The following is a 12,205-nucleotide window of genomic DNA, read 5'->3' on the forward strand; positions in this document are numbered from 1 at the left end:
GATATTATGGCAACATCCTACAAAACACCGGGTGTGTATATCGAAGAGATATCCAAGTTTCCTCCTTCGGTAGCGCAAGTTGAAACCGCAATACCAGCTTTTATAGGCTATACAGTCAAAGCAACAAAACTGGTTAACGGAGATTTGAACCTGAAACCAACCCGTATTTCATCTCTTGTGGAATACCTGAATTATTTTGGTTCAGCAAAACCAGAAACAACGATTGGAATAACTGTTACAGATACTTTCACCGATGGAGCCAATGAACGAGAGATTATTGTTTCTCCACCTTCATCTAAGTCTCCGTTTCTTATGTTCTACGCGATGCAGATGTATTTTGCAAATGGTGGTGGTCCATGTTATATTGTATCTGTAAAAAGTTATGCAGATGCCATAAGTGACAATTCAGCCAGTCCGGTACAGCTGTCCGATTTGCAGGCTGGTCTGGCTAAAGTTGAACTGGAAGATGAACCGACTCTGATTGTTTTTCCTGATGCAACATCATTGGGGGAAGCTGATTTTTATGCTGTGAATAACGATGCACTTTTACAGTGCAATAAACTACAGGATCGCTTTGCCATCATTGATACATACAGCGATGATGAAAACGCTGTGCCTGCACCTGTTGCCGGAATACGTGAGGGGATCAATCTCGAAAAGGATTACCTCAAATACGGAGCAGTATATTATCCGTTTCTTGAAACGATCCTGAACTTTGAATATGATGCTGCCAAGCTCATGATAACCCATACCGCAACAATTCCAACGGCTGTTTCAGGTGCAGTTGTTTTGCTTGATGAATACAAGGAAGCATTTGTAAATATCAGCAACGATCTGCGGGATACCGGTGATGCTGCCAAAGGATATATTGGTGAAGCAAAAGCCAAAATATCTGCTGATTTCGCTGACTTTCCGGGCACATCTTTAACCGATCTGAAATCAGGTGCAACGGAGCTGGCAGAACAGGTGAAGAAGGTAATCAAAGCTCTAAAAGAGACAGATGCTAACCGAAAACTGGTCAATAACACCGGAATGGCTGTGATGGCATCTGTGGATGAAAATCTGGGGGATCACGATGCTGATCCTGGAACACCGGATACAAATCCAACAGCGGAAGCTATTAACACACAACTTACAGCCCTCAATAATATCTTTGAAGGAACTGATAAGATTGAAAAGGTTATTGAAAACCTGAATCTGGCCGTTGAAAATCTGACCTCTGCCAATTCAAAAACCAAGATTGAGAATAACGTAACAACGATATCCGACGAACTCAATAAAATATACGAGGCGCCGACAGATGTGCTGACCGATGCAGCCGGCATCTTGGATAATATAAAGTCAGCTGTTCAGGCTTCTGATTCCATAGATACCAATAATGGAGAACTTAACGGCAGGTCTCTGGCAGGAATTGAGAAGCTTGATAATGAAGCCTATAGTATCATTAAAACAAAGATTGCCGATCTCCCGATGACATTACCGCCCTCAGCAGCCATGGCAGGAGTGTATGCACGTGTGGATGAGGACAGAGGAGTGTGGAAAGCACCGGCAAATGTTGGTCTTAACTATGTGATGAGGCCATCTGTTAAAATCACATCAGAGGACCAGGAAAGCCTGAATGTGGATACGGTGGCCGGTAAATCTGTAAATGCGATCCGTGCATTCACCGGAAAAGGGACATTGGTATGGGGGGCCCGGACTTTGGCCGGCAACGATAATGAATGGCGATACATCTCTGTCCGTAGATTTTTTAATATGGTGGAAGAGTCCGTAAAAAAGGCAAGTGCACAGTTTGTCTTTGAACCCAATGATGCCAACACATGGGTGAAGGTTCGTGCCATGATCGAGAATTTTCTGATACTTCAGTGGCGTGCAGGTGCACTGACAGGAGCAAAACAGGAACAGGCATTTTACGTCAGGGTAGGATTGGGACAGACCATGACAGCCGATGATATTTTACGTGGATACATGAATGTGGAAATCGGGATGGCCGTTGTCCGGCCAGCTGAGTTCATTGTCCTTAAATTCTCTCATAAAATGCAGGAAGCTTAAACATAACACTTAAATTATAATATTATGCCTACAGATTATCCATTAGTTAAGTTTCATTTCCAGGTGGATTGGGGGGGAACTAAAATAGGGTTTACAGAAGTTTCAGGACTCGACGTGGAAACAGAGGTTGTGGAGTACCGTGCAGGAGCAAATCCGGAGTATTCAAAACTGAAAATGCCTGGAATGCAAAAATTCAGCAATATAACGTTGAAACGTGGCACTTTTGCCGGAGATAATGAATATTTTACATGGTGGAATACGGTTAAACTCAATACCATAGAACGCAGAAATATCACGATAAGTCTCCTCAATGAAGAACATGAACCTGTGGTGACATGGAAGGTAAAGAATGCGTGGCCAAGCAAAATTCAATCCACAGATCTTAAGGCAGATGGAAACGAAGTGGCCATTGAGTCCATGGAAATTGTTCATGAGGGTTTAACCATTCAAAATGAATAAACATGGCGGATTACTATCCACCTCTTGCTTTTCATTTTAAGGTTACATTCAATAATGTTGAAGGTGAAACAGCTTTTCAGTCTGTGGACGGACTCACTGTTGAACTGGAGACTGAGCAGGTTGCAGAAGGAGGAGAAAACAGGTTCAAACATGTACTTCCGGTACGGTCCAAATATCCTCATCTTGTGCTTAAACGTGGCCTGATCACCAATTCCGATTTGATTAAATGGTGCAGAGAGGCGCTTGAAGATATGGTGATTGAACCGACGGATATTACCATCAGTCTGCTGAATGAAAAGCATGAACCACTGATGACCTGGAATGTGGCACATGCCTACCCTGTAAAGTGGTCAGTGAGCAACTTTAATGCAGAGGAAAGCAAACTTGTGATCGAGACCATCGAACTGACGTATAACTATTTTAAACTGCAGTAGAATGCCCATTGAAATTAAAGAGCTGCACATCAGGATCAACGTGGATGATAGCCCGGGAAAATCGGATCAGAAACCGGTTACTCAAAAGGATATTGACCGGATCATAGCGGCATGTATTGAACAGGTGATGGATATTCTTGCAAAAAACAAAGAGCGTTAAAAAGGAGGTGAGCATTTGAAACTACGGATTAAAGCCTATAGCGATGAACAGTTCAGTAACGAAGTGGCAGACGGTGAATTCAGAACACTGTTGAATCCTGAAAAGTACACCTACAGGTACAGGATTGAGCAGAACGAAGATCAGGCTCAGGGTACCAGTAGTGCAGCTCCACATTTTAATAAGGCATTGCCGGAGGATCTGACGCTGGATTTTGTATTTGACAGAACCGGGGTCATTGCTGATCCAGATAATTCAGGCAGTACGATGAAGGATGAAGGCAACGGTATTATTGACGATGTGGAGAAGTTTAAGGAAGTTGTGTTTGATTATAACGGAGATGAACATAAACCGAATTACCTGCTGATTTCCTGGGGAACCTTACTGTTTAAAGGGAGTCTCACCGAAATGGACATCACATATAAGCTGTTCAAAGGCGATGGAACTCCTTTGCGTGCCGTTGCAAAAGCTAAATTCAGAGGTTTTGTAGAGGACAACCTTCGCGTTGCCCGTGAAAACAATAGCTCACCTGACCTTACACATATCAGAACCGTACACGAAGGCGATACTTTACCGTTAATGGCTTTTCGCATTTATGGTGATTCACGTTTTTACCTTCAGGTAGCTGAAGTTAACGGCATAACCAATTTCAGAAAACTACAGGTCGGTCAGAAAATCATGTTTCCACCGGTAAATAAAACATAATAACTATGGCAACACGTCGTGTGATCGAAACGTCCCGGTCAGCTGATCTGGTAACTTTTAAAATTCTTTCTGGTGGTACTGTACTTTCTGCCGCTTACCAGGTCACAGCCGTCACTGTTGAAAAAGAAGTAAACCGTATTCCTAAGGCTAAAATTGTACTTCTGGATGGTGATCCGGCAACACAGGATTTTAAAATCAGTAATACGGATCTGTTTACGCCGGGCAGGGAAATTGAGATAAAAGCAGGCTATCACAATGATGATGAAACCATTTTTAAAGGTATCGTCATTAAACACAGCTTAAAAATAAGGAGTTCACAGTCGTATCTCATTATTGAATGCATGGATAAAGCAGTAAAAAGCACGATTGGCAGAAAAAGCAGGTATTATTATGATTCTGCCGACAGCGATATTCTGGAAGAAATAATGAGTTCATATGGCCTTGAAACAGATATCGAATCCACTGGCGTACAGCACAAAGAGATGGTGCAGTACAATGCTTCTGATTGGGATTTTAGCGTAATCAGGGCTCAGGCTAACGGTAAAATTTGCATGGCAGATGACGGTAAATTCACCATAAAAAAGCCGGACACAGAACAGGAACCTGTTGAAACCGTTGTCTTTGGTGCTACATTGCTCGACTTTGATGCTGAAATTGATGCGCGTAACCAGTTTTCTAAAACAACAGCATATAGCTGGAATTCAACGGATCAGGAAATCACTGAAGCCGAGGGCTCAGATCCGGGATTGAACCTGAACGGTAATCTTTCAACAAGCAGACTTGCAGAAGTAGCCGGACCGGATAACCAGGAACTACGTTCAGGAGACAGCACGCCCGAAGCAGCTTTGCAGGCCTGGTCAGATTCTAAAGTATTATTCAATCAGCTTTCAAAAACACGGGGACGATTGAAATTTCAGGGGATACCTTCAGTTAAACCGGACCGGACAATACTGCTTGAAGGTGTAGGTGATCGATTCAATGGTAAGGTTTATGTCTCAGCAATCCGCCATCAGATTTCAGAGGGTAACTGGACAGTAGACGCTGAGTTTGGGATCAATCCGAAATGGTTTTCAGAAACTTATGAAATCAATGCTTTGCCGGCTGCAGGACTCTTGGCAGCTGTTAGTGGGTTGCAGATTGGTATTGTGACTCAGCTTCAGGATGACCCGGATGGTGAGGACAGAATTCTGGTCCGCTTACCAATTGTTGATAAGGCTGAAGAAGGCATCTGGGCCCGCATTGCCACACTGGATGCCGGTGAAAACCGTGGTTCATTTTTCAGGCCGGAAATTGAAGATGAAGTAATTGTAGGATTCCTGAACGATAATCCCAACGATGCCGTAATTCTGGGTATGCTGAACAGCAGTGCAAAACCAGCACCGCTGACCGCTTCGGACGATAATCATGAAAAGGGTTTTGTGACCAGGAGTGAAATGAAGTTTATTTTTAATGACGATAAAAAGTCTGTATTACTGGAAACACCCGGCGGAAAAAAAATAATTGTGGATGAAGATGCCGGTGAAATTGTTATAGAGGATGAAAACTCAAATAAGTTTACCCTGAATTCTGATGGGATTACCCTGGATTCTCAGTCAGACATCAATATCAAAGCGACAGGAGATGTTAACATCGAAGGCACAAATGTGAGTATAAAGGCAAATGCGCAGGTTAAAGCTGAAGGATCAGCCGGTGCAGAAGTCTCCTCAACTGCAACAACAGTTTTAAAAGGTTCATTGGTTCAAATCAATTAATATGGGTTTAGCAGCAAGAATAACGGATATGCACACCTGTCCGATGGTAACCGGTGTTGTACCTCATGTGGGAGGGCCGATATTACCTCCGGGCGACCCCACTGTTTTAATTGCGGGCTTACCTGCCGCCAGAGTTGGAGATATGGCAACCTGTGTAGGTCCGCCTGATACCATTGTTATGGGCTCAGCAACAGTGATGATAGGAGGTAAACCTGCTGCAAGGATGGGTGATTCAACTTCTCATGGAGGAACAATTGTAGTTGGTTGTCCAACAGTAATAATTGGAGGATAGATGGCAGATAAGGGATCATTTTTAGGACGGGGATGGAGTTTTCCACCTGAATTCGACAGGGAGCGAAATACGGTGTTACTGACTGAAGATGAGGTGGATATTGAAAGCAGTCTGCACATATTATTATCCACCAGACCAGGTGAGCGCGTTATGGTTCCGGATTATGGTTGTAACCTGGATGAATTGCTGTTTAAACCGCTCGACCTTACTTTAAAAACCTATGTAACGGATTTAATCAAAACGGCTATATTATATTATGAGCCCCGTATTGATGTGAACCGGATCAGGATGGATCAGTCAACTGATTCTGAAGGTCTGTTACTGATAAACATTGATTACACTATCCGAACTACCAATTCCAGAAAAAACATGGTATATCCCTTTTACAAGGAAGAAGGGACTGAAATCTGAAATTAGATTATGGGAAAATGTGGAAAAGACATATTAAAGCAGCGTTTTGGAAGTGACCAGGATAACCGGTTTATTGAAGCTCTCAATCCGGAATCATTTAACCTGGTGGATTTGAGTATTCAGGACTGGATGACATTCGCATACCGCTTTGCCAAACATGTGAATTACTTTAATAATTCAAGTGATTCAGAGCCTGAAGGTGACTGGACCGCTTTTTTTGAACAGGATCAGACACTTAAGGATTTACTGGAAAAACTTAAAGATGATTCAGGTTTTTCATTCAACCGTGAAGGTAAGCTCACACCTCATTTGGCACTATTTATTAGCTTTTTAAAACTTTTAGAGTATTCGCAGAAAAGATTTAACGGCCTGTTAAAGCGACACCTTAACTTTTACTTTAAAGATATACTGGATATTCAGAAGTTGCCGGCAACTCCCGATAAGGTCCATGTAATATTTGAACTGGCCAGAAGCACTATGGATGCTTTAATATCAAAAGACAGTGAGCTGGATGCCGGCAAAGACGCAGATGGTAAAAAGCTCATTTATAGAACTTCTGAGGATTTGGTGGCCAATAAAATTGCAGTGTCTGAACTTAAGACACTTTATACCGATTATGAACACCACAGGATTAAGGCAGCGCCGGTCGCAAATTCTTACGATGGTAAAGGGGCAGATTTTCCGGATAATGTGAAGACATGGTGGCCATTCGGTTATTATCATGAAGAAGGGGATCCCCAAAAAAGTTATCCCGAGCTTCGGGATGCTAAATTTGGTTTTGCAGTCGCTTCGGGATTGCTGAGACTTTCTGAAGGACTGAGAACCCTTGTTTTCAAAGTTTATTTTGATGAGGGTTTAGAGCCCGTGCCATTCAATTTACTGCACGACAAAATACAAACAGTTTTGACCGGAGAAAAGAACTGGCTCGGTCCGTACAGGCTTGTGGAGGAGGTTTCCGAAACCTATTCCGGGAATACATACAAAACAGAACTTAGCCCCGATAAGAAACAACTGACCCTGGTAATACAGCTGCCAAAGGCCGAGGAACCCGTAACTGACAATAATGATGAAATTCACAAAGAGGCATTCGCAACGGATTTGCCGGTATGCCGCTTTTTATTTGACACGACCGAGCCTGATGCTGTTGATCTGTATCGGTCTCTGCTCGGGAATAAAGTAACTAGTATTGAGCTTGAAGTATGTGTGGAAGGTATTACATCCATAAAAGTTGAAAATGATCAGGGACTTTTGAACGTGGAGAAACCGTTTTATGCATTTGGAATCAATCCGGATAAAGATTCAAATTTTTACATCAGTTATGATGAAATGTTTCGTAAAAACTGGACTGATCTGAATGTTGACATTCAGTGGAAAAATACACCGGTTAGTTTCCGAACCCTGTATATTGCTTATCGTCAAAGTTATAAATATGAGGTTACACCATTTAAATTCCTTACCATAATGGGTAACTATCTGTCTGCAGAAACGACAGGGACAGACTTTGTTGCCGATTCTGCCGATTTGGTTTTTGAGGCGAATGAAACGGATTTGATTGTGGAGGATGACAGCTATTTCACTGCTGATCTGGAATTGTTCACCCGTGGAGAATGGGTAAGCCTTAGTTCAGGAGAAGTGTTATTTACTGCAGATGGTGAGGATTATTTTTTAAATTTTAACATGGTAAACAGTCCTGTTTCTGACAGGAATGGTCCGTTGAGGGTGACCTTAAATCAATCATTTCTTCATGAATTGTATCCTAAAATATATACTCTGGCGCTGCGTAGCGATGAAGAAAATGTTCTGATCCCAAATGAACCGTATACCCCTGTGGTGGATACAATAGAGCTGAATTATACAGCTATGGCAAGCTGTAATTTTGAGGCATCGGAAGATGTGTACCGTCATAATGATGTCAGGTTATATCATGAACATCCGTTTGGACAGACAGAGGAACATCCGTGGTTGAAGCAGCAAAGTAATTTTTTATCGGTTCAGGATAAGAATATATATCTGGTTCCCACCGCATGTTCTGGCGGAGAACTCTACATAGGATTGGATCAGGTTAGTCCGGGTCAGCAGGTAGCCCTGTTAATTCAGGTACTGGAAGGAAGTGAAAACCCTCTGGCCGATTCCTTCACGGGGAAGCAAAAGGTAGAGTGGTCTGTTTTATGTAACAATGAATGGAAAAAGCTCAATTCAGATTTTCTGATTTCCAATGAAACAGATAATTTCCTAAGATCAGGAATCGTTAAGATTCAAATGCCCGGGGAGGTTACATTCAGGAACACAAGACTTCCTTCAGGCAAGGTCTGGTTAAGAGCAAGAATGCACAAGTCATTCGATGTGGTTTGCCGCACATTTGCTGTTACAGCTCAGGCCGTGAAAGCTGTTTTTCAGGATCAGGAAAATGATTTGTCGCACCTGATAAACGGACTGGAAGCCGGAACCATTTCAAAACTGAAACAAAGGCCGGCCCAGATAAAGGGTGTCACTCAACCCTTCAATTCATTTGGTGGTGTGCCTGAAGAATCGGATGAAGCCTATTACAGGAGAATCAGTGAACGATTGCGTCATAAAAACAGGGCTGTAACACTCTGGGATTATGAACATATTATTTTGCAGGCTTTTCCTGAAATCTATAAGGTAAAATGTTTAAATCATAGCCGCACAGAACAAAAAGGTGGTAAAACGGTCCATTCGTACCTGTCTCCCGGCAATGTATTGTTGGTGGTAATCCCTGATACTGTAAAAAAGAATGTATTCGACATGTATCAACCAAGGGTCAGCAAGGCCATGTTAAACAGGATTGAAGCGCACATAAACCGCCTGAATACACTTCATGTAGATGCCAGGGTGATTAACCCGGATTATGAAGTCGTAAAAGTGGATCTTAAAGTTAAGTTTGAAGAAGGTTACGATGAAAACTTTTATCTCAAACAGTTAAATGAAGACATCACCCGCTATTTATCACCATGGGCTTTTCGGAATGGTGGCGCTGTTGAATTTGGCGTATCCCTTCACAGAAGTCATCTGATCAACACGATTGAAAAACTGCAATATGTGGATTATATTGAGGATGTCAGGTTGCTGTGCAATGGGGAAATTTATTCTGCAGAATTAGCACCGTCCAGTCCAACCGCCATTCTCGTTTCAGCCAAACAGCATAACCTTGGAATCAATCTGAATTCATGCAAATCGGTTCCGGAAGATATTGAAACATGCCAGACCTGAAGCAACAAACAACGATACAAAAGCCCGTTTCTACTGGTGATGATCTTGACTATGACTTTCTGCGACAAAAAGGACTGGAATATATAGAAAGCCTGGCGGGACAACTCTGGACTGATTATAATACACATGATCCGGGTATCACCACACTTGAGATGCTTTGTTATGCCATTACGGATCTTGGAGCCAGGATTAAAATGCCATTACAGAATATACTGGCACCTCAGGAACTCACGGATCAGAAATTATCGGATCAGTTCTTCAGAGCGTCTGAAATTCTGCCATCCGATCCGGTCAGTGAGGCTGATTACCGTAGATTGTTCATTGATATTGATGGTGTGAAAAACTGTTGGCTGAGGCCATATAAAAAGACGGTTTTTGTCGACTGTAAACATGATAAATTATCATATAATGATGACGCATTCAGTGATATTGATGACACCTTTAAACGCAGTTTCGATCTGCAGGGGCTTTACACTATTCTCGTGGATGTGGATAACGGGTTTGATTCCGATGATGCTTTTGAAGTTCTAAAAGAGAGAATAAAAGCCAGATATCATGCGAACAGGAACCTGTGCGAAGATCTGATTGAGGTTAAAATGATTGGAGAACATCCAGTATCCGTATGTGCAGATATTGAATTGGAAGCCGATGCCGATGAAGAATCTGTTCATGCACATATAAAGCTGGCATTGCAGGAGTATTTTTCACCTTCCATGCGGTTTTATGGTCTTAGACAGATGCAGGAAAAAGGATATGCAACAGACCGGATTTTTGAGGGTCCGGTACTGGAACATGGGTTTATAGATCCCGAAGAACTGGACAAATCAGGTTTACGAACCGAAGTTCGCCTTTCAGATATTATTCAGTTGATAATGGCGGTTAAAGGTGTAAAAGTGATTAAAGAGATAAGCCTGAATAATTGTCTGCTTAAGAATGATGATTCGGAAACGTGGGTCGTTTGCATCGATGAAAATAAAAAGCCGGCATTATGCGAAGACAGTACATTCAGCTACTTTAAGGGTGTACTGCCGCTAAACATAAATAAAAAAAGGGTAGATTCAATTCTGAACCGGCTGCAAAAAGAAACAGAGCAGGAGCAGATGCCTGCTTCGAACGACAAAGAACTGAAATTGCCTGCTGCGAAATACTCCGGTGCCGGTGAGACTACCACCATTCAGAATGATTTTCCGGATACTTATGGCATAGGTTTAAACGGCTTGCCATCAAGGGCCGGAACAAAAAGGAGGTCACAGGCACTGCAGTTCAAAGGCTATCTTTTGTTTTTTGATCAGATACTTGCCGGGTATTTTGCTCACCTTGGAAAAGTAAAAGATCTGCTTTCGGTAGACAACAGGCTTAGACAAACCTACTTTACTCAGGCAGTGCAGGATATAAAGGACTTTAAAAAGCTGGTTGATAATTATCCAAAGTCAAGTGCAGAAGAACTGACAAAGTTATTATTTAAGGATGCTGATGATGTTGTTGACCGGAAAAACAGAATTCTGGATCATTTAACTGCGCGCTTTGCCGAACGGTTCAATGAATACGCTTTTTTGATGAAAGTGCTGTATGGTCAATACGCAGGGGAAATTACCTTACAGACAAAAGAACGGTTTTTAAAGCATTATCCTGAAACCAGCAGTTCTCGGGGCAGTGGGTTTGATTATTATTTCAAACAAGCACATGAACTCTGGAATACCGAAAATGTATCTGGTGTCCAAAAACGTATTGCCAGACTCACCGGAATAAAAAATGTACAACGGCGTAACCTGAGTGAATCTTTTATTGTCGTATCTGATCCGGATGAAGGAGATAGCACTGAAACGTTTAACTGGCAGATAAGTGATGCACATGATACCTTATTGCTTTCTTCAGGTAAAACATATAAAACCCGGAGAAAAGCTGAAATGGCGCTCTATAAGGTCGTAATACTGATTATGGAAACACCTGTTTCGGCGATAGAGGCAGCGTTTGATAAACCAGTTGCAAACGGACAGATTGCCGGAAATTTCAGCATAAGCCTGAGTGATGGTAAATATTCGTTTCAGATTGTCAATTCGGAGCTGGAAAAAACAGATTCCGGTTATATTCTGGCTACCCACCCGCTGTCGTATACTTCACAGGATAACCTGAAAACTGCCATGACTGATATCATAAGGTTTATGATTACTGAGTTTACTGAGGAAGGAATCTACCTGGTAGAGCATATCCTGCTACGACCGGATGTGACCCGAAACGATATTCCGGAGGATCAGTTTTACCCTGTCTGCACTGAAAACTGTGAAAGTTGCGATCCTGTAGATCCATATTCCTACCGGGTTTCAGTTATTTTGCCGGGATGGACCTATCGCTTTTCAAATGCGGAATTCCGGACATTTATGGAAGAGCAGATTCGCAGAGAACTTCCTGCTCATGTGCTGTCGGGAATATGCTGGGTTGGATACAGAAAAAACCAGGTTCCGGATGTCGAAAATGACCTGCTCCGGTTTGAAAAGGCATACAGGGACTTTCTGCTCTTTAAAACCAACCATCAGCAGGAACAGGATGAATCAGTCCTGAAGGCTTTAACAGATGCTCTGATGCAGCTTAATTCAATTTATCCTGAAGGGAAGCTTATGGATTGTAACGATGATACCACAGATGATGATGATGATGACAGTCTGGAAGGACGGATCATACTTGGGCGTACCAATATTGGAAATCTCTAATTGAA

Annotated in this window: 10 protein-coding genes; all 10 read left to right on the plus strand. The window is 42.3% G+C overall.

The features are described 5' to 3' along the window. The first annotated feature begins 6 nt into the window (after positions 1-6). Genes ACE1EF_RS01485 through ACE1EF_RS01530 form a run of 10 tightly spaced genes read left to right on the plus strand, consistent with a single transcriptional unit; the run spans position 7 to position 12,200 of the window. Entirely contained in the window at positions 7-2,052 is a 2,046-nt protein-coding gene (locus ACE1EF_RS01485) for a phage tail sheath C-terminal domain-containing protein (protein ID WP_375718830.1), read from the plus strand. A 24-nt stretch (positions 2,053-2,076) separates the two neighbouring features. Then, positions 2,077-2,511, plus strand: coding sequence for a phage tail protein (locus ACE1EF_RS01490; RefSeq protein ID WP_375718831.1), 435 nt, complete (start codon positions 2,077-2,079; stop codon positions 2,509-2,511). A 2-nt stretch (positions 2,512-2,513) separates the two neighbouring features. Next, positions 2,514-2,945: a phage tail protein gene (locus tag ACE1EF_RS01495; RefSeq protein WP_375718832.1), complete on the plus strand. Its 432-nt coding sequence runs from the start codon at positions 2,514-2,516 to the stop codon at positions 2,943-2,945. 1 nt (position 2,946) lies between these two features. Then, complete coding sequence (locus ACE1EF_RS01500) at positions 2,947-3,105, plus strand: DUF5908 family protein (RefSeq protein ID WP_375718833.1); 159 nt, start codon at positions 2,947-2,949, stop codon at positions 3,103-3,105. A 15-nt stretch (positions 3,106-3,120) separates the two neighbouring features. Beyond that, positions 3,121-3,807: a CIS tube protein gene (locus tag ACE1EF_RS01505; protein ID WP_375718834.1), complete on the plus strand. Its 687-nt coding sequence runs from the start codon at positions 3,121-3,123 to the stop codon at positions 3,805-3,807. A gap of 5 nt (positions 3,808-3,812) precedes the next feature. Further along, positions 3,813-5,558 (plus strand): type VI secretion system tip protein VgrG, encoded by a 1,746-nt coding sequence (vgrG, locus tag ACE1EF_RS01510; protein WP_375718835.1) that lies wholly within the window; start codon positions 3,813-3,815, stop codon positions 5,556-5,558. A 1-nt stretch (position 5,559) separates the two neighbouring features. Continuing rightward, positions 5,560-5,850: a PAAR domain-containing protein gene (locus ACE1EF_RS01515; protein WP_375718836.1), complete on the plus strand. Its 291-nt coding sequence runs from the start codon at positions 5,560-5,562 to the stop codon at positions 5,848-5,850. Further along, the gene (locus tag ACE1EF_RS01520) at positions 5,851-6,261 is read left to right on the plus strand and encodes a GPW/gp25 family protein (protein WP_375718837.1); all 411 of its coding nucleotides are present in this window, start codon (positions 5,851-5,853) and stop codon (positions 6,259-6,261) included. It abuts the gene before it with no gap. A 9-nt stretch (positions 6,262-6,270) separates the two neighbouring features. Beyond that, positions 6,271-9,492 carry a baseplate J/gp47 family protein gene (locus ACE1EF_RS01525; RefSeq protein ID WP_375718838.1) on the plus strand — a complete coding sequence of 1,074 codons (3,222 nt, stop codon included), beginning with the start codon at positions 6,271-6,273 and terminating at the stop codon, positions 9,490-9,492. Next, complete coding sequence (locus ACE1EF_RS01530) at positions 9,480-12,200, plus strand: hypothetical protein (RefSeq protein ID WP_375718839.1); 2,721 nt, start codon at positions 9,480-9,482, stop codon at positions 12,198-12,200. Before ACE1EF_RS01525 ends, ACE1EF_RS01530 begins: the two co-directional genes overlap by 13 nt. Positions 12,201-12,205 lie beyond the last annotated feature (5 nt).

The organism is Quyinboa sediminis, assembly GCF_042219855.1.
GTDB lineage: Bacteria > Bacteroidota > Bacteroidia > Bacteroidales > UBA5342 > JBHJHP01.

What these genes read in the sequence shown, in the direction of transcription:
- ACE1EF_RS01520 (WP_375718837.1), top strand. Translation starts at nt 5,851, where the DNA reads ATGGCAGATAAGGGATCATTTTTAGGACGGGGATGGAGTTTTCCACCT.
- ACE1EF_RS01495 (WP_375718832.1), top strand. Translation starts at nt 2,514, where the DNA reads ATGGCGGATTACTATCCACCTCTTGCTTTTCATTTTAAGGTTACATTC.
- ACE1EF_RS01515 (WP_375718836.1), top strand. Translation starts at nt 5,560, where the DNA reads ATGGGTTTAGCAGCAAGAATAACGGATATGCACACCTGTCCGATGGTA.
- ACE1EF_RS01500 (WP_375718833.1), top strand. Translation starts at nt 2,947, where the DNA reads ATGCCCATTGAAATTAAAGAGCTGCACATCAGGATCAACGTGGATGAT.
- ACE1EF_RS01525 (WP_375718838.1), top strand. Translation starts at nt 6,271, where the DNA reads ATGGGAAAATGTGGAAAAGACATATTAAAGCAGCGTTTTGGAAGTGAC.
- ACE1EF_RS01490 (WP_375718831.1), top strand. Translation starts at nt 2,077, where the DNA reads ATGCCTACAGATTATCCATTAGTTAAGTTTCATTTCCAGGTGGATTGG.
- ACE1EF_RS01485 (WP_375718830.1), top strand. Translation starts at nt 7, where the DNA reads ATGGCAACATCCTACAAAACACCGGGTGTGTATATCGAAGAGATATCC.
- ACE1EF_RS01530 (WP_375718839.1), top strand. Translation starts at nt 9,480, where the DNA reads ATGCCAGACCTGAAGCAACAAACAACGATACAAAAGCCCGTTTCTACT.
- vgrG (WP_375718835.1), top strand. Translation starts at nt 3,813, where the DNA reads ATGGCAACACGTCGTGTGATCGAAACGTCCCGGTCAGCTGATCTGGTA.